Origin of the sequence: Bradyrhizobium sp. (genome assembly GCF_035570375.1) — a bacterium.
Taxonomy (GTDB): Bacteria; Pseudomonadota; Alphaproteobacteria; order Rhizobiales; family Xanthobacteraceae; genus Bradyrhizobium.
This window is the reverse complement of record NZ_DATMLW010000073.1, coordinates 1-17319: the sequence shown is the minus strand read 5'-3', so window position 1 is coordinate 17319 and position 17319 is coordinate 1. Positions and strand designations below refer to the sequence as shown.

The window sequence follows — 17319 nt, the reverse complement described above, 5'->3', positions numbered from 1 at the left end:
GAATTTTTTGCGAACCGGCCGGCGTAAACGGCAGACAATGATCTCGTCGACGCCGATAAGCCGGCCACGAAAATCTGCCGCCACTATGCGGGTCCCGCGGGCCGATTACCAGCACGAGGCGGGCGAAGGGCGCGGTGCGCCGCAATATGTGAGGCTCCAGTGTCCCGGTTCTGACATTCGTATCGAATCGCGGCGGGTTCGTTTACGAACGTCAGAACCAAAGGGACGCTAGAGCTCCGATTCCGAAGTTCGCAAGCATGGCTTTGGTTCAGAAGTCCGCATGACGAACTCGCAGTAGCAATGATGCGGACTTCTGAACGGCCACACTAGGGCGTGCCGAAAGCCTTGAAGGTGATGATGGTGTGGGTGTCCTGGATACCCGGGATGGTCTGCACTTTCTCGTTGACGAAATGTCCGATATCGACGTCGTTCTCGACATAGAATTTCACCAGCAGGTCGTAATGGCCTGCGGTGGAATAGATTTCGGAGGCGATCTCGGCCTCGGCGATGGCGTTGGCAACGGCGTAGGACTGGCCGAGCTTGCATTTGATCTGGATGAAGAAGGGAACCATCGCGTCGTCTCCAGGGGCAATTTCGAAAAGGCCCGGTCTGATCGACTAATATAACCTCCCGGAACTTGCTGGCAACAACACGCCGCGGTAGGAGAAATCATGGACATGAAGCAGCAGCCTCTCTCGCATCGAGCGGCGCGATGACCATACCGATCGCGGTTACAATTGCGGGTTCGGACTCCTCCGGCGGTGCCGGCATTCAGGCCGACCTGAAGACGTTTGCCGCCCTCGGCGTCTACGGCGCCTCGGTCATCACCGCGCTCACCGCCCAGAACACGCGTGGCGTGAGTGGTATTCACGCCGTGCCGCCGGCATTCGTGACCGCGCAGATCGATGCGGTGTTCGGCGATCTCGACGTCAAGGCGGTAAAGATCGGCATGGTCGGCGAGTCAGCCACGATAGAGGCGATCGCCGCGGCGCTGGCGCGATGGCAGGTGGCGCATGCCGTGCTCGATCCCGTGATGGTCGCATCCTCCGGCGACCGGTTACTGGCAGCTGATGCGGTTCTAAGCCTGCGGACAAAGCTCATCCCTCGCGCCTTTCTGATCACGCCGAATTTGCCCGAAGCAGCCGCACTCCTCGATGAAGCGGTCGCGCCCGACGAGGCCGCGATTGCCAATCAGGGCAGGCGCCTGCTGGCGTTCGGCTGCCGGGCGGTATTGATCAAGGGTGGCCACGGGCAGGGGGCGGAGAGCATCGACTATCTGTTCAGCGGCAACGGCATGGTCAAGCTGCCGGCGCCGCGCATCGGCACCAGAAATACCCATGGAACCGGGTGCTCGCTTTCATCTGCCATCGCCGCCGGCCTTGCCAAGGGCGAGGACATGGAGATCGCCGTGCGCAACGCCAAGGCGTGGATCAGTGCGGCGATCGCAGCCGCCGATCGCCTCGAAGTCGGCCACGGTCACGGACCGGTGCATCATTTCCACCGGTTTTATTGATCGCTTCACGGTCTTCGTAACGATCAGGTAGTTGAATCTTATCTCAAGGGCTGAAGATGGCTGCCTTCGAAACGCGCGCTGCGCTTCCTTTGGTCTTAAGCTTCAACGCAGGCTATGTAGACACGGCCGGCTTTCTTGCGCTGCAGGGCCTTTTCACCGCTCACGTTACCGGCAATTTCGTCACTCTCGGCGCATCGCTGGCGCTCGGCACCTCCGGCGCCCTCGCCAAGCTGCTTGCGCTGCCCGTCTTTTGCGCGGTGGTGATTGCGGCGCGACTGCTCGGCACGCTGTTGTCAAACCGCTCGATCGCTGCCTTCGAGACCTTGCTCGGCCTCAAGGTTCTCTTCCTCATCGCCGGCGCATCGCTCGCCATTCGGTTCGGTCCCTTCCATGACGGGGATGGTTGGCAAGCGATCTTGACGGGCATGGTCCTGGTCGCCGCCATGGCGATCCAGAACGCGGTTCACCGCGTGCATCTCGGCAGCGCTCCGCCTTCCACCCTCATGACTGGCACTACAACCCAGATCATGATCGATCTGGCCGACAAGCTTTACAAGCGTGCAGGGGAAAGCGCCCAATCGCCTTCGCGGCTTGTTCGGATGTCGACCAATGTCCTTGTCTTCGCTTGTGGCTGTGGTGCTGCGGCGCTCTTTTTCACGCGATTTGGCGTGTGGTGCTTTGTGTTGCCGCCGATCGTGGCCATGCTTTCGCTGATTGTTCGCCTGCTGGATCCGCCCAAGACGAATCCGTGATGGCCGGCGACTGAAGCAAGGGCCGCGACCTTTCGCGCACAGCGCAGTGGAAGCGGCGAGCAATGCCTCGCAACTGCTCCGTCCATGTCGCCTGATTGTCGCAACGTCCTGCTATCGCCGGGTGAAAGACGACCTGGTCTGATTCGTGGTTAACGGCAACGACTTAGGCGAGCCGTGAGCGGTCATCCCATTGTCATGGGAATCTGTTAGGGGCGCGCATGGCTAGCTCCGCCGATCTGAGGTCCCTGCACCACAAGCGGCGAGTTCTTTTCAGGGACTTCAGATCGATGAGCGGTACTAGAATCATAGATTTGCTGGTGCCCATGGCTTTCCGAAGTTCGTGAAAGGTGGGTGCTGCAGTGGAACACGAACCTCGGAAAGTGGGCACTAGTGACTCCCTGAGTGAAGAGTTGCCCGAACGGCGCTTTCGCACTTTGTTTATTTCCGACGTCCATCTCGGAGCCCGAGGCTCACAGGCCGACCGCTTGCTCGACTTTCTCCGCAGCCATGACGCCGACACGATCTATCTGGTCGGCGATATTGTCGACGGCTGGGCGCTGCAATCGAGCTGGTACTGGCCGCAATCGCATAACGACTTCGTGCAGAAGGTTTTGCGCAAGGCGCGCAAGGGCGCCAAGGTGATCTATGTGCCGGGCAACCATGACGAGTTCCTGAGGAACTATTACGGCACGCATTTCGGCGGCATCGACGTGGTGGAAAATACCGTCCATGTCGGCGTCGACGGGCGGCGCTACCTTGTCATTCACGGCGACATTTTCGATCTCGTGGTCCAGAACGCGCGCTGGCTCGCCCACCTCGGCGACAAGGCCTATGATTTCGCCATCCAGATGAACCGGCTTGTCAACTTTTTCCGGCGCGCCTTCGGCGTTCCCTATTGGTCGCTGTCGCAATGGGCGAAGTTGAAGGTGAAAAACGCCGTCAACTACATCGGTGCCTTTGAGACGACGCTCGCGGCGGAGGCGCGCCGCCACGGCGCCGACGGCGTGATCTGCGGCCACATCCACTACGCCACGATCCGTGACGAACACGGCATTCGATACATGAACTGCGGCGACTGGGTCGAGAGCTGCACGGCCCTTGTCGAGCACGATGACGGTCGCTTCGAAATCATCACCTGGACCGATCCGCTGCGCCGGTCGGCTCCGGTTGCCCCGGTTGCGGCGCGCGCCGCGGCGTAATGCGCATCCTGGTCGCGACGGACGCGTGGCACCCGCAGGTCAACGGGGTGGTGCGGACGCTGACCATGACCGCGGAAGCGGCAAAGTCTTTCGGCATCGAAATCACTTTTCTCACGCCACAGTCGTTCCGCACCTTTGCGATGCCGAGCTATCCGGATCTGCGCCTGGCATTGCCCACTGGCGCGAAGATCGCTCGCCTGATCCAGGCGGCGCAGCCCGACAGCATTCATATCGCGACCGAAGGACCGATCGGAATTTTGGTGCGCCGCTATTGCCGCAAAGACGGTGTGCCGTTCACGACCAGCTTTCATACCCGCTTTCCCGAATATGTTTCGGCGCGTTTGCCGGTTCGCGAGTCATGGGTGTGGAGGGCGCTTCGCGCCTTCCACCGCGGCAGCCGGGCGGTGATGGTGGCAACGCCGGCGCTTGCCAGCGAATTAGGTGCGCGCGGCTTTCGCAATATCGTGTTGTGGCCGCGCGGGGTGGACACGAGGCTGTTTCATCCGCGCGCTGTCGACCTCGGCATGCCGCGCCCGGTCTTTCTTTCTGTCGGCCGTGTCGCGGTGGAGAAAAACCTCGAGGCGTTTCTCGATCTTGATTTGCCGGGCACCAAGGTCATCGTCGGCGACGGTCCGGCGCGCGCAGCCCTGATGCGAAAATATCCGCAAGCCGTGTTCCTTGGCGCGCAGCAGGGCGAGGAACTGGCGAGCACCTATGCTGCGGCGGACGTGTTCGTGTTCCCGAGCAAGACGGATACTTTCGGTCTGGTGCTGCTGGAGGCGCTCGCAAGCGGCGTGCCGGTTGCAGCCTTTCCGGTGACCGGACCCCGCGATGTGCTCGGCTCGGCGCCTGTTGGCGCGTTGAACGACGATCTCCGACAGGCATGTCTTGCCGCCTTGCGGATCCCGCAGCAGGAATGCGCAAAATTTGCCGCACGCCACAGCTGGGACGCCTCGGCGCGGGCTTTCATCGAGAATATGGCCGACATTCGCAGCCTCCCGGTGGAACCCGGCACGATGCGTTTTGCGACCGAAGAGGCACACCTTCTCGGCTAGCCACCTTGTCGGCCAGCCAGGGGGCCGATACAAGGGTCGCTGTATGATGGATACGTCCCTCCTGCCTGTCGGCCATGCCGATATCGACGCGGCGGCGCGCGCGATCGCGCCGTTTGCGGTGCGGACACCATTATTGTCGCCACCTGTGCTCAGCGAGCGCCTCGGCGCAAAGGTCTTTGTCAAACCCGAGGTGCTGCAGCGGACCGGATCGTTCAAATTCCGCGGCGCCTTCAACAAGCTGTCGTCAATCCCGCCCGATGCGCGCGGCGGCGGCGTGGTCGCGTTCTCTTCCGGCAACCACGCCCAGGGCGTGGCGGCGGCCGCGCAAATTCTCAACATGCGGGCCACCATCGTGATGCCGGCTGACGCCCCGCTCGCCAAGCGCGAGCGCACCAAAGCCTTTGGCGCGGAGGTCGTGCTGTACGACCGTGACCGCGAGGACCGTGAAGCGATCGCCCGCGACATTGCCGGTCAGCGCGGGGCTACGCTGGTGCCGCCTTATGATGACCCGATGGTGATCGCAGGCCAGGGCACGGTGGGGCGCGAAATCGCCGAAGATCTGGCGGTGCTGGGCGTTGAGCCGGATATCGTGGTGGTACCCGTCTCCGGCGGCGGGCTGGTCGCGGGCGTCGCAACCGCGATCAAGGCACGCTTTCCGAGAGCCATGGTGATGTCCGCCGAACCGGAAGGGTTCGACGATCACGCCCGTTCCCTGCGCGCGGGCAAGCGCGAAGCCCACGAGGCCAGGGGCCGCACCATCTGCGACGCGCTGATGGCCCTGACGCCCGGTGAAATCACCTTCGCCATCAACAGTCGCTTGCTTGCCACGGGCGTCACTGCTTCGGATGCGCAGGTGGCAGCGGCGGTCGCTTTCGCATTCCGCGAATTGAAGCTCGTGGTCGAGCCGGGCGGGGCGGTAGGGCTGGCGGCACTTCTGGCCGGTCACGTCGAAGCACGCGGTAAGAATGTCGTGATCGTGCTTTCCGGCGGCAACGTGGACGCGGATTTGTACGCCAGACTGATCGCCTGATCGGGCCCGTCGATATTGGTTCTCCCGGAAATCCTGTCGGTCTGTTACGGTCGTTTCGCTCGGCCTTTTCTGCTGGCGGATCTCGGCCGAAGGGCGAGTCAGAGCATGATCCGGACCCGGAGGGCCGCGTTAGCGCAAAGTGGATACCGGTTTTCCGAAAAGATCATGCTCAAACAAAGAGATGAGATCATGATGCGATTCCAATTAATTGCATCACGATCTAGAAAAAAATCGGGAGGTTTTTCATGCACAGGCTGCTCGTCCTCTACAATGAACCCAAGGATCCCGCCCACTTCAAGAAGTACTATGTCGAGACGCACGTGCCTTGCGCACAAGATTCCAGGCATCAAGAATCCCCGTTATGGCTTTGACGTGAAGCCGATGGGGCCGGGCAAGGCGCCGTATTTCTGCGTCTTCGAAGCCGACTTCGAAAGCGAAGCGGCTATGATGAGCGGTTTCGGGTCGAAGGAAGGTCGGGCGGTGGCAGCCGATGTGCCCAACTACGCCTCCGGCGGCGTTACCATGATGCATTTTCCGTTGAAGTGACGGGTTGGCACCGGCAAAGGATATCCGCGCATTTTTTGGATCAGCCTACGAGAAGAACGCGATCTTCTCGGTCTGGCTCATGCGCCGGATCGGAGCCAGTGGATCGGGTTTCGAAATACGCGGCCTTTGCACGATTCCGTTCGCGAGCAGGCTCGAACCAAGGGAAGGTCGGGCCGAGGGCGAGGTGGAAACCTCGACGGCACGTTGAACGGCCAGCGCCGACCTCGGCTCCGGCCGTTCAGTGACGACGGGCTTGACCGGCTCCGCGCCGGTGGCTTCGCCTTCGAAAGCCTCGTTTTCGTAAGTCCTGAATTCGGCCGGAACGTAGGCTTCGTCCGAATCCGGCGCGGCCATTTCGGCCGCAACCACGTCGAGGACGGCCTCGTCCTCGACCTCGAAAGCGTCGACAGGTTCGAGAATTTCGTCGTCGGCATCAAGCGTTGCCTCGGCGACTTCAACTGCCGTTGCAGGATCGCCGAGCGCATCCTTAGGAGCGACGCCCGTGCCAGATGCTGCCATTCGGGCTGCCGCTTCGGACCCCTCATCGTGCAACTCTTTGGCGACCGCCGCATCCGCGGCAAGAATGCCCTGGTCGGTCTCTTCGTCCTGGGCTTCGAACGCGGCGAGTTGCGCCTCGATCAGATCGAAAGCCGCGTTCAGAGAGCCCGCCGGATCTGTTACGGCAATTTTGGCCGAAGCCCCTTCGATGGCGCCGACCTGGGAATCGATCAGATCGCAAATCCGGCCGTCCGCGCCGATCTCGCGCAAGCGCCAGGAGATTTCCCGGATGACGCGGGCGCCCTTGCGCACGGGCGCGAGATTTTCTTCAAGCGCAAGCTCACCGAGCGCCGCGGACGCGGCGGCCCTCGCCTCGTTCAGCGTGGCACGAAGGGCGGCCAGCGCCTCATCGAAGCGGGGATCGTGGACAGGTGCTTTTTGCGCGGCAAGCGTCTCCTCGATCCGCGCCACCGCGTCGAGCACCATTCTGGTGTCGGCGTTACGGTTGCGTTTGGCATATTCGCCGAGAAACCAGCGGCCGCGCGAGGTCTCCAAAAATGCTTCCCTGATCGCCTCATAATCCGCCTCGCTCGGCTGGGCCGCGCGGGCGGAAATCGGTGACAGGGCGAAAGCTTCGTTGGCCATGGCGAACTCGTCGCGCAAATCATTGCACGTTAGTGGTCCGATTCTCACATTCGCATCCCTTCTCGGCGGCCACTTTTGCGAATGTTGGAATCATTGGACCATTAGCAAATATTAGATTCTACTAGAGTTTAGGATTTGACATTCGCTTTCCGGACTCGCGGCCAGGTGGGAAGCGAATGTCAGATCCACTCCACTAGCCTAACGATCACCACGATATCGACCGAATCGCAATTGATTTGATGTCATTTGACACACAAATCCCCATCCCATCGGGGAACGCCTCACGCCGATTCGCGAACCGGCTGGCGCTGTTTTATGGGGCCGTGTTCACCCTGATCGGCACCCATCTGCCGTTTTTTCCGTTGTGGCTGCGCTCGGTCGGCATCGAACCGTCCTGGATCGGCATCATTACCGCGGTCCCTGCGGTCACCCGGTTTACGGTGCTGCCATGGGTCGCAGGCCTTGCCGAACGGCGCTCCGCGTTGCGCGGCGCCATGATCGTGACGGCGATCATGACCACGCTCGGGTTCTCGGTGGTCGGCACGCAAGCCCGGGCGCCGCTCGTATTCCTCGCCTATGTTGTCACTGCCTCGGTGTGGACGCCGATGATCCCGCTGACCGATGCCTATGCCTTGCGGGGGGCCGCGCGGTACGGCCTCAAATACGGACCATTGCGATTGTGGGGCTCGGCCGCCTTCGTCGTTGGCGCGCTCGTGTGCGGGCTGCTGGTCGATATCATTGCCTGGCAACACCTGATCTGGGTCATCGTCGCAACCGCAGCGCTGGGCGCCGTGCTCAGCCTCGGGCTTCAACCGCTGGACGGTTCAGGAAAGCAGCCGGCGGCGCATCATGGTGCCAGTGCCTTGCTGCGCGACCCTCGCTTTCTCGTCATCATCCTCGCTTCGGCGCTGATCCAGGGCAGCCATGCCGCCTACTACACTTTCGCTTCCATCACCTGGGAGTTGTCGGGCCTTTCCGGATTGACGATCGCAGTGCTCTGGGCGCTTGGCGTCATTGCCGAGATCGTGGTGTTTGCCATCTCGCCGCACCTCAAATGGCAGCCGGCGGTTCTGGTCGTGATCGGCGCGCTCAGCGCCGTGGCGCGCTGGTTGATCACGGCGCAGGAGCCGCCGGTCGCTGTGCTGGCGATCGTCCAGCTCGCGCATGGGCTCACCTTCGGGATCACCCAGGTCGGCACTATGGGGCTGATGCTGCGCCATGTGCCGCTCCATTTCATGGCGCGAGGCCAGGGTTATCTCGCCGCCTGCCACGGGATCGTCGCCTCGGGAGCCTCGATCCTCTCGGGCGCGATCTTTGCCCGCCACGGGCAGGGGGTCTACTACGTGATGGCCGCGATGGCGCTGCTCGGCGCCGCCGTGATGTGGTCTGCGAGGGACCGCATGGCGTTTTCAGGCTCGACGGGGACTGGTTGGCGCAAGGCCCTTGACTAGGGCGTGGCTCATTAGCGCGCAGCCAACTCCTTCTAGAGATCACACGAAGCAATAGGCACCAGCAAAGGACGATCGATCAAAAAACCCGGACGCCCGGCTCTAAATTTTTTGCGCCATTCGGGTCATGCTCACGCCGCCGATGCCCACAGCAATGATGCCCGCTCCAGGGGAGGAAGCCGTCATGGGAATAGCATTCAGAACATTGGACGCCTCCATGAAAGTCATCGAGCCCGCGACGATTGAGGCCTTGCAGGCAACCATTCGCGGCGAGGTCCTGACCCCGGACAGTCCTCATTATGATGAGGCACGCACAATCTGGAACGCTGCGGTGAACCGCAAACCGGCGCTCATCGTCCGGTGTCGGGAGGCTGGCGACGCAATTCGCAGCATCCGCTTTGCGCGCGACAATCATCTGCTTGTGGCTGTCCGCAGTGGCGGCCATCACATCGCCGGCAATGCGATCTGCGACCAAGGGATCGTGATCGACCTGTCCGGAATGAAAGGCGTGCGCGTCGATCCGAAGGCGCGCAGGGCGTGGGTCGAACCCGGTGCCACGCTGGCCGACCTCGACCGGGAAACGCAGCCGTTCGGACTCGCCGTTCCGACTGGCATCAACTCTACCACTGGCATTGCCGGTTTGACGTTAAAGGGGGCGGCTTCGGCTGGATTACCCGCAAATTCGGCTTGACTATCGACAGTCTCGTTGCGGCGGATGTGGTCACCGCGAACGCCGAACTTCTGCACGCCAGTTCGACCGAGAATCCGGACCTTTTCTGGGCGCTGCGGGGCGGCGGTGGCAATTTCGGTGTCGTTACGGCGTTCGAATTTGAACTCCGCGAGGCGGGGCCGCAGGTGCTGGCAGGGCTGGTGATCCATTCGCTCGATGGCGCGGAGGCGCTGATCGGGCGTTATCGCCAACTGATGGTGGGGGCGCCCGATGAACTCACGTGCTGGCTGGTGCTGCGCGCGGCCCCGCCTCTGCCATTTTTGCCGGCCGAGTGGCATGGCCGCAAGGTGCTGATTTTCGCCATGTGCTACACGGGTGATCTGGCGGATGGCGAACGCGCTGCTGCCGGACTACGTGCGCTTGGCACTCCGATCGCCGATGTCGTGGGTCCGACGCCATTTGCCGGCTGGCAGGCCGCGTTCGATCCGCTGCTGGCGGCTGGCGCCCGCAACTACTGGAAAAGCCGCGACTTCGCCGAATTATCCGATGCCGCGGCGGACGTCATCGTCGAGGCCGCCCGCACGGCGCCGGGACCGGAGTGCGAGATTTTCATCTTTCATATCGGCGGCGCGGCAACCCGCGTGCCCGTTTCCGCGACCGCCTTTCCACAGCGCAGCGCGCATTTCGGGATGAACGTGCATGCGCGCTGGCAGGACAAGTCGGCAGACCGGCCCCACGTGGAATGGGCGAGGGAAACCTTTGAGAGGACCGCACCCTTTGCTTCGGGCACCGCTTATGTGAACTTCATGCCGGATGACGAAGGGGAGCGGGTCAAGACCGCCTACGGCGCGAACTATGCAAAACTAACCGAAGTCAAGCGCCGCTACGATCCGACCAACCTTTTTCGCCTCAACCAGAATATCATCCCTTGATTTGCTGTGTTTATTTGTCACGACGCATGAGAGAGTCCTTTAGCGAGCGTCAGATCAAGCTCCGGTTTCGGAGCGAAGCGGACATCCAGCCGGCTGCGCTCACCGCACGGATTTATGAGCACGCGCCTAGCCCCATAGCGCAGGCTCGGGCGGATAGATCAGGCTATCGTCGTAGCGCAATCCGCCGTCGCGGTCGCGCTTAAGCAACAGCGGGCCGTCGAGATCGACAAAGCGCGCCTCTGGCGCGAGCAGCATCGCCGGCGCCATCGCCAGCGAAGTCGCAACCATGCAGCCGATCATGATTCCGAACCCGTGCGCGTGCGCCGCATCCGCCATCGCCAGTGCTTCGGTCAAGCCGCCGGCCTTGTCGAGCTTGATGTTGACGGCGTCGTAGCGTTCGCGAAGCCCTTCGAGCGAAGCGCGGTCATGCACGCTCTCGTCGGCGCACACCGCAACCGGCCGCATGATCCGCGCCAGCGCCTCGTCTTCGCCCGCCGGCAGCGGCTGTTCCACCAGCGTGACGCCGGCCCTGGCGCATTCGGCGAGGTTTGGCTCGAGATTGGCCGCGGTCCAGCCCTCATTGGCATCGACGATAAGTTCGGACCGGGGCGCCGCCTCGCGCACCGCCGCAATCCGCGCGCCGTCGCCTTCAGCGCCAAGCTTGATCTTGAGCAATGGCCGGTGTGCGACCTTGGCGGTTGCCGCCGCCATCGTCTCGGGCGAGCCAAGCGAGATCGTGTAGGCGGTGGTGCAGGCGCGCGGGGCAGGGCGTCCGAGCAGGTCCCAGACGCGCTTGCCGCTGGTCTTGGCCTCAAGGTCAAGCAGGGCACAATCGAGCGCATTGCGCGCAGCCGAGGGCTGCATCATCGCCTGCAAGGCGCGCCTGTCGAGCCCTCGGCCGACCGCCTCCTGCATCGACAATATCGCCTTAAGCGTAGCCTCCGGCGTCTCGCCGTAGCGGGGATAGGGGACGCACTCACCCCGTCCGACATGGCCGCCACGGCCGATTTCCGCCACAACTGTGACCGCCTCGGTTTTGGCGCCCCGGCTGATGGTGAAATGGCCTGCGATCGGCCAGCGTTCGATTTGTGCCGCAAGGACAGCTGATTCGGTCATTTTAATACCTTGCAACTCGAACGACCTGCTTGCCCAACGTAACCAAGTATGGCTGGTTAGTGACCTGTTCTACAATTTTTTCAACGTGCTGCTGCAATTTCCTCTCAAAGCGCTATCAGGAAAAATCCGGAAGACGATACGGGAGTTGGCATCGTGAAGGGCGACCCGACATTGGAGCGGATTGCAAGTGGTAATGGGCTTGCGCTGTGTGCGGGTGGGTCATGGACCGCCGGTTTTGCCTCGCAGCTGGAGGAGATCGTGGCCGATGCGGAGAGGCTGACCGGCAGCCGGTCGAATATCTCCATCGACGTGTCGAAGGTCTCCAGGCTCGATACTTTCGGGGCCTGGCTGATCGAGCGGCTTCGGCGCAGCCTGACCCATGGTGAAATGGAGGCGAAGATTGCGGGCCTTTCGGCTGACTATTCGAGCCTGGTCGACGAGGTGCGGCGTGTGAAGGCGATCCCCGCGGCCGAGGTCCCGACCGTGACGATCGCGGGCATGCTGGACCAGATCGGCCGCACCATGTTCGGCATCGGCGGCACCGTGGTCGGCCTGATCGACATGCTTGGCGCGGTGCTGACCGCGAGCGCGAGGATGTTGCGCCACCCTGGAAGCTTTCGTTTGACCTCCACCGTGCATCATCTGGAACAGGTCGGCTGGCATGCCGTGCCTATCGTGATTCTGATTACCTTTCTGATCGGCTGCATCATCTCTCAGCAGGGTATCTTTCACTTCCGGAAATTCGGCGCGGATATTTTCGTGGTCGACATGCTGGGCGTGCTGGTGCTGCGCGAGATCGGCGTGCTCCTGGTAGCGATCATGGTGGCGGGACGATCGGGGAGTGCCTACACCGCCGAGCTCGGCTCCATGAAAATGCGCGAAGAGATCGATGCGTTGCGCACGATGGGTTTCGATCCGATCGAGGTTCTGATCCTGCCGCGGATGCTGGCGCTGATCATCGCACTGCCGATCCTGGCTTTCCTCGGCGCGATGGCTGCGCTCTATGGCGGCGGGCTGGTGGCCTGGCTCTACGGCGGCGTCGACCCCGAAGCGTTCCTGCTTCGGCTGCGTGATGCGATCTCGATCAATCATTTCATCGTCGGTATCGTCAAGGCGCCGGTGATGGCGGCGGTGATCGGGATCGTCGCCTGTGTCGAGGGCCTCGCCGTGCAGGGCAGCGCGGAATCGCTCGGTCAGCACACCACATCCTCGGTCGTGAAGGGGATCTTCTTCGTCATCGTGATGGACGGCGTGTTCGCGATTTTCTTCGCCTCGATCGGAATGTGACAATGGCTGGGGAGGCACAGAACGCCGTCATCCGGGTGCGCGACATCTCGGTGAAGTTCGGCAAGACAAAAGTCCTCGACGGACTTAATCTCGACGTGAAGCGCGGCGAAATCCTCGGCTTCGTCGGACCCTCCGGCGCGGGCAAATCGGTGCTGACGCGGACCATCATCGGACTGGTCCCGAAGATTTCCGGGCGGATCGAGGTATTCGGGGTTGATCTCGACGCCGCGAGCCCCTCGGAGCGGCGCGCAGTCGAGCGGCGCTGGGGAATCCTGTTCCAGCAGGGCGCGCTGTTCTCCTCGCTGACGGTGCGCCAGAACATCCAGTTTCCGGTGCGGGAATATCTCAACGTCACCCAGCGCCTGCTCGACGAGATCACCGTCGCCAAGCTCGGCATGGTCGGATTGCGCCCCGAGGTCGCTGACCGTTTCCCTGCCGAATTGTCGGGCGGCATGATCAAGCGTGTGGCGCTTGCCCGCGCGCTCGCGCTTGATCCGGAACTGGTGTTCCTGGATGAGCCGACCTCGGGTCTCGATCCGATCGGCGCCGGGGATTTCGACGAACTGGTGCGGACCCTGCAGCGGACTTTGGGCCTGACTGTTTTCATGGTAACCCACGATTTGGACAGCCTTTACACTGCATGTGACCGTATTGCTGTTCTAGGTAATGGTAAAATCATTGCCGCCGGATCGATGGCCGACATGCAGGCCTCGCAGCATCCCTGGTTGAGGGCTTATTTCCACGGAAAGCGCGCCCGCGCAGTCATGGGCTAGTTTTTGGTGGTTTCGGAGCTGGTTTGATGGAAACGCGGGCGAACTTCGTTCTGATCGGTTCCTTCACCCTTGCGGTGATCGCCGCCGCGTTCGGCTTTGTGCTCTGGTTCCAGAGCCTGCACACCACCAAGTTGCGCAGCCCGCTGCGTATCGTCTTCGAGGGCCCGGCCGCAGGCCTTCGCAACGGCGGCAATGTAAATTTCAATGGTATCAGGGTAGGTGAAGTCGTTTCGGTAAAGCTCGATAACCCGCGTCGCGTGGTCGCACTCGCAATGGTCGAAAACAACGCACCGCTACGCAAGGACACCTTGGTTGGGCTCGAATTTCAGGGGCTGACGGGCGTCGCTGCGATTTCGCTCAAAGGCGGCGATGAAAATGCCCCACCGGTGCCGCTCGGCGAGGACGGCATTCCCGTGCTGACTGCCGACCCGAATCAGCTTCAGGACGTCACCGAGGCGATCCGTGGCACGCTGCAGAACATCAACCGCGTGGTTGCTGACAACCAGCAGGCGGTCAGGAACTCGCTGCGAAACCTCGAGACCTTCACCTCGTCGCTGGCGCACAATGCCCAGAAGATCGACGACGTGATGCTGAAGGTCGAGGGCGTGATAGGGAAGGCCGACAACCTGATGCTCGGTCTCAATACGCTCGCCGGCGGCAAGGAGGGCGGCGAGCTGTTCCTGACCGTGAAATCGATCCGGGAACTGGCTGAAGATTTCGACAAGCGCTCGGGCGCCCTGATGGCCGATGGCCGCCGCACGCTGGCCGACATCAGCCGCGCGGTGAACAATCTCGACCGCAACCCGACGCGGCTTCTGTTCGGCGCAAGCGGTTCCCCAAGCCCACCGGCGGCGGCTTCGGCCTCGACGCCGGCGCCGCCGCCTCCGCCCGCGGGGGAAAGAAGGCGGCAATAGCGCCGCGCGTCTCCAGCGGGCGGCCGATCGGGGCGGCGGCTATTTCTTTGGAAGCTTGTCGGCGAGGATGTCGATCCTGTGAATCGCCGGCGGCTTGGCCAAAAGTTCGCCGGCCTTCGCCATCAGCGCCGCGGCGACCTTGCCGCTAAGATGCGCGTTGCGGCCGTTTTCGTCATCGAAGGTGTCGAAAATCGCAAATGACGACGGCCCGTTCTGGATCGCAAACCAGCTGACGGTACCCGGTTCGGCATCGACCAGCGGCAGCGCGGATTTGAGGAACTCCGCGACTTCCTTCTCCTTGCCAGGCTTGGCTTCGAGGGGGACGTAAAGAGCCAGTTTTGACATGTTTTGCTCCAGCAAATCATTGGTTGCAGCCATCCGAACCGCCTTCACCGCACGACCCAGATCGGGCGTTTCACGGGCCAATCCAGAGCTACGCTCAACAACGCGCAAAGTTACGCTCGGGACCTGATGAAGTTGCCGTTCCGGTCAAAAAAATAAAACGGAGGCAGCGATGCCTCCGTTTTCTCCAACAGTTCGCTTGAAGCCTAGCCGAGCCGTCCTGCGGCATGGGCGAGCAGGGTGTAGACCAGACCCGTCTCGGAGGTGAGGTGACCGCGTAGCGCCTGCGGCCCCCGGTCCTCGCGGGCCACTTCGTCGAGCAGGCGCTCGAACTCGGCAATGTAACGGTCGACCGTCTGCTTGAAGTTGCGGTCGGCGCGATATTTGCGCGCGACCTCGTCGAACGCCTTCTGGCCGGCCGGCGTATAGAGCCGCTTGGAGAACGCCTTGTTCTCGCCGCGTTGATAGCGATCCCACATCTCAGCGGCGAGATTGCGGTCCATCAGGCGGCTGATGTCGAGTGACAACGACTCCAGCGGATTGCCGCCGGCGGCCGGCTGGGCCGGGCGAGCGCGCGTCGTCTCGCGATTGACGGGACCTGTTCCCCAGCTGCTATCCGTGCGGCTCAAGAGATCGGAAAGCCATCCGTCTCGTCCCTGATCGGCATTGGCAGGCGAGACCGGCGGAGCTTCGGTTCGTCGAGTGCCCTGCAGACCGAGATCGGGCAGCGGCAGGCTCGATGCACTGGCGCGTGTTGCGGGGCGTGCCTCGCCGCGCCCGGTGACGGCAGCCAGCGACGGCTCTTCCTCGCGTGGCACACTGGTGCGGTTGGTGACCACGTCGAGGCCGCGGCCGTGATGGGCGACGATCCGGTTCAGTTCGGCGAGCGCCTCGATCTGGTCGACGATCACCTTGCGCATCTGCGCGGTGCTCTCGGCCGCCTCCTGCGGCATTTCCAGCACGCCACGGCGAAGCTCGCCGCGGGTGGCCTCCAGCTCCTGGTGCATTTCGGCCGCCATCTGCTTCATGCTCGCGACCATGTTGGCGAATTTCTCCGCCGACTGCTTGAACATCGCGTCCGCTTCCTCGGTGCTCTGCTGATAGAGCTCGGCCATGGCGTCGGTGGTTAGGCGGCGTTCCTCTTCGGCCGCCGTGCGCACCGCCTCGAAATGCCGGCTGATCGCGGCCGAGCCCGCGCCGGCGGTTTCCGCCACGACGCGGGCGATGTCGCGGGCGCGTTCTTCGGCCGCGGCAAGCGACTCGTCGAGCAAGCCGGTGAAGCGCGACAACCGTTGATCGAGATCGGCGGTGCGCTGGTCGATCGTGGCGATGAGCGTATCGAGCGTCGACTTGCGTTCCGAGAGCGTAGCGCTCGTGTTGCGGTTGCTTTGTTCCACGACCGAAGCCGCGTCGAGCAGAGCCTTGCCGTGAAGGTCGAACTGGCCGGAAAGCGCGTTGAGGTCCTCCAGCGCCTTGGAGGTCTTCGTGTTGAAGATTCCCAGCTGGTTTTCCAGCGTCTGCGTTGCGACGCCGTTTCGCGTGGTGACATCGTTCATGGAGGAGACGAAGTCGGCCACGCGGGTGACGAGCGCGCGCTCCAGCGAGTTGAGGTTGTCGTGCGCACCGGTCAGAACTTCCTGCAGCAGGATATTGCCCTCGCGGAGCCGTTCGAACAGCGCCACCGTATCGGTGCGCAGGATCTTGCTGGTTTCCTGCATCTCGGTCACCGCCGCGATCGAGACCTGGCGCGACTGGTCGATCGCCGTACGCGACGACTGCTCCAGCTCCTTCAGCGACTTGCTCACCGAGTTGGTGGCAAGTTCTCCGGCGGAGATGATCGAACGCGCCACTTCATTGCCGTTGCCCAGAATCCCTTGGGAGAAGGTCTGGCCGCGGGTCTCGATCGACCTCAATGCTTCCGACGTGGCGCGGTCGATATCGGCCGTCAGCAGGTTGGCCTTGGCGCCGAGGGCCTCGACGAGCGCGCCTCGCCTGCCGTCGATCATCTGCGACAGACGTTCGGTCTGCTGTTGCACGTAGCTGACGATTTCGTCGGTCTTGCCGGTCATGGCGGTGCCGAAGGTGCCGCTGACGGCCAGCACCGCGCGCTCCACTTCTGCCGACGTCGACTTGACCTTCGAGCTGACCTCGTTGGAGGCAGCCACCAGCGCCTGCTGCGCGCTCTGTGCGCTCTGTACGATCCGGTCGGTGGTGTTGGTCGTCACCGCGCCGAGCGCGCGTTCGATATCCGTCGAGATCGCTCGGATCTGGCTGGCGGCGTCGGCGGAGGTTGCAGTCAGCGAACCCTGGGCCTGGCGCGCGCTGTTCAGGATGGAGGCGGCGGTGTCCGTGCCGGCCGCGGTCAACGTACGCTCCAGATCGGCTGCCAGCGACTTGACATGGCTGGCAGCTTCCGAGGAGGCCGCCACCAGGGTGGTCTGGGCCTCGCGTGCGCCTGCGATGATCGCGCTTGCCGACGCTGAGTGCGCCGTCGAGAGCGATCGCTCGATTTCGGCGGAAAGGGATTTGACCTGATTGGCGGCCTCAGAGGAGGCCGACACAAGGGTTGTCTGCGCATCGCGGGCGCTGGTCACGATCG

General features: G+C 62.8%; 13 protein-coding genes and 3 pseudogenes. 11 read left to right on the top strand and 5 right to left on the bottom strand.

Features of this window, described 5'->3' with window-relative positions:
* Positions 1 to 326: 326 nt before the first annotated feature.
* The gene (locus VNX23_RS08175; RefSeq protein ID WP_325628874.1) at positions 327 to 572 is read right to left on the bottom strand and encodes an Lrp/AsnC family transcriptional regulator; all 246 of its coding nucleotides are present in this window, start codon (positions 570 to 572) and stop codon (positions 327 to 329) included.
* Positions 573 to 712: 140 nt separating this feature from the next.
* Between VNX23_RS08175 and thiD the strand changes: the two genes are divergently transcribed.
* The 6 genes and pseudogenes from thiD (at position 713) to VNX23_RS08145 (ending at position 6095) form a co-directional block, all read left to right on the top strand.
* Positions 713 to 1513, top strand: a complete 801-nt coding sequence (gene thiD / locus VNX23_RS08170; RefSeq protein ID WP_325628872.1) for a bifunctional hydroxymethylpyrimidine kinase/phosphomethylpyrimidine kinase — start codon at positions 713 to 715, stop codon at positions 1511 to 1513.
* A gap of 56 nt (positions 1514 to 1569) precedes the next feature.
* A complete protein-coding gene (locus VNX23_RS08165; RefSeq protein WP_325628870.1) occupies positions 1570 to 2265 on the top strand; it encodes a YoaK family protein in 696 nt (231 codons plus the stop codon).
* A gap of 398 nt (positions 2266 to 2663) precedes the next feature.
* A complete protein-coding gene (locus VNX23_RS08160; protein ID WP_414642960.1) occupies positions 2664 to 3464 on the top strand; it encodes a UDP-2,3-diacylglucosamine diphosphatase in 801 nt (266 codons plus the stop codon).
* Positions 3464 to 4519, top strand: a complete 1056-nt coding sequence (locus VNX23_RS08155) for a glycosyltransferase family 1 protein (protein WP_325628867.1) — start codon at positions 3464 to 3466, stop codon at positions 4517 to 4519. Before VNX23_RS08160 ends, VNX23_RS08155 begins: the two co-directional genes overlap by 1 nt.
* 46 nt (positions 4520 to 4565) lie before the next feature.
* Positions 4566 to 5549, top strand: a complete 984-nt coding sequence (locus VNX23_RS08150; RefSeq protein WP_325628928.1) for a threonine/serine dehydratase — start codon at positions 4566 to 4568, stop codon at positions 5547 to 5549.
* 245 nt (positions 5550 to 5794) lie between these two features.
* A pseudogene (locus tag VNX23_RS08145) lies at positions 5795 to 6095 on the top strand (EthD family reductase).
* A 45-nt stretch (positions 6096 to 6140) separates the two neighbouring features.
* On the opposite strand, the gene VNX23_RS08140 reads toward VNX23_RS08145, so the two are convergent.
* On the bottom strand, positions 6141 to 7238 hold the full coding sequence (locus VNX23_RS08140; protein ID WP_325628863.1) for a hypothetical protein: 1098 nt from the start codon (positions 7236 to 7238) through the stop codon (positions 6141 to 6143).
* A 239-nt stretch (positions 7239 to 7477) separates the two neighbouring features.
* Between VNX23_RS08140 and VNX23_RS08135 the strand changes: the two genes are divergently transcribed.
* Complete coding sequence (locus VNX23_RS08135) at positions 7478 to 8689, top strand: MFS transporter (protein ID WP_325628862.1); 1212 nt, start codon at positions 7478 to 7480, stop codon at positions 8687 to 8689.
* 181 nt (positions 8690 to 8870) lie between these two features.
* A pseudogene (locus tag VNX23_RS08130) lies at positions 8871 to 10288 on the top strand (FAD-binding oxidoreductase).
* A 126-nt stretch (positions 10289 to 10414) separates the two neighbouring features.
* On the opposite strand, the gene dgcA reads toward VNX23_RS08130, so the two are convergent.
* Positions 10415 to 11404: an N-acetyl-D-Glu racemase DgcA gene (gene dgcA, locus VNX23_RS08125; RefSeq protein WP_325628861.1), complete on the bottom strand. Its 990-nt coding sequence runs from the start codon at positions 11402 to 11404 to the stop codon at positions 10415 to 10417.
* 153 nt (positions 11405 to 11557) lie between these two features.
* Between dgcA and VNX23_RS08120 the strand changes: the two genes are divergently transcribed.
* Genes VNX23_RS08120 through VNX23_RS08110 form a run of 3 tightly spaced genes read left to right on the top strand, consistent with a single transcriptional unit; the run spans position 11558 to position 14378 of the window.
* On the top strand, positions 11558 to 12691 hold the full coding sequence (locus VNX23_RS08120) for an ABC transporter permease (RefSeq protein ID WP_325628859.1): 1134 nt from the start codon (positions 11558 to 11560) through the stop codon (positions 12689 to 12691).
* Positions 12692 to 12693: 2 nt separating this feature from the next.
* Complete coding sequence (locus VNX23_RS08115; RefSeq protein WP_325628857.1) at positions 12694 to 13464, top strand: ABC transporter ATP-binding protein; 771 nt, start codon at positions 12694 to 12696, stop codon at positions 13462 to 13464.
* A 26-nt stretch (positions 13465 to 13490) separates the two neighbouring features.
* A complete protein-coding gene (locus VNX23_RS08110; RefSeq protein ID WP_325628855.1) occupies positions 13491 to 14378 on the top strand; it encodes an MlaD family protein in 888 nt (295 codons plus the stop codon).
* 39 nt (positions 14379 to 14417) lie between these two features.
* On the opposite strand, the gene VNX23_RS08105 is transcribed toward VNX23_RS08110, so the two are convergent.
* Together VNX23_RS08105 and VNX23_RS08100 are read right to left on the bottom strand one after the other, a co-directional pair.
* Entirely contained in the window at positions 14418 to 14723 is a 306-nt protein-coding gene (locus VNX23_RS08105) for an antibiotic biosynthesis monooxygenase (protein WP_325628853.1), read from the bottom strand.
* Positions 14724 to 14926: 203 nt separating this feature from the next.
* A pseudogene (locus VNX23_RS08100) lies at positions 14927 to 17319 on the bottom strand (negative regulator of septation ring formation); the annotation flags it as partial.

Coding starts and splice junctions, on each gene's coding strand:
- VNX23_RS08150 (WP_325628928.1), top strand. CDS start 4,566: ATGGATACGTCCCTCCTGCCTGTCGGCCATGCCGATATCGACGCGGCG.
- VNX23_RS08105 (WP_325628853.1), bottom strand. CDS start 14,723: ATGTCAAAACTGGCTCTTTACGTCCCCCTCGAAGCCAAGCCTGGCAAG.
- VNX23_RS08135 (WP_325628862.1), top strand. CDS start 7,478: ATGTCATTTGACACACAAATCCCCATCCCATCGGGGAACGCCTCACGC.
- VNX23_RS08115 (WP_325628857.1), top strand. CDS start 12,694: ATGGCTGGGGAGGCACAGAACGCCGTCATCCGGGTGCGCGACATCTCG.
- thiD (WP_325628872.1), top strand. CDS start 713: ATGACCATACCGATCGCGGTTACAATTGCGGGTTCGGACTCCTCCGGC.
- VNX23_RS08165 (WP_325628870.1), top strand. CDS start 1,570: ATGGCTGCCTTCGAAACGCGCGCTGCGCTTCCTTTGGTCTTAAGCTTC.
- dgcA (WP_325628861.1), bottom strand. CDS start 11,404: ATGACCGAATCAGCTGTCCTTGCGGCACAAATCGAACGCTGGCCGATC.
- VNX23_RS08110 (WP_325628855.1), top strand. CDS start 13,491: ATGGAAACGCGGGCGAACTTCGTTCTGATCGGTTCCTTCACCCTTGCG.
- VNX23_RS08140 (WP_325628863.1), bottom strand. CDS start 7,238: ATGGCCAACGAAGCTTTCGCCCTGTCACCGATTTCCGCCCGCGCGGCC.
- VNX23_RS08155 (WP_325628867.1), top strand. CDS start 3,464: ATGCGCATCCTGGTCGCGACGGACGCGTGGCACCCGCAGGTCAACGGG.
- VNX23_RS08175 (WP_325628874.1), bottom strand. CDS start 572: ATGGTTCCCTTCTTCATCCAGATCAAATGCAAGCTCGGCCAGTCCTAC.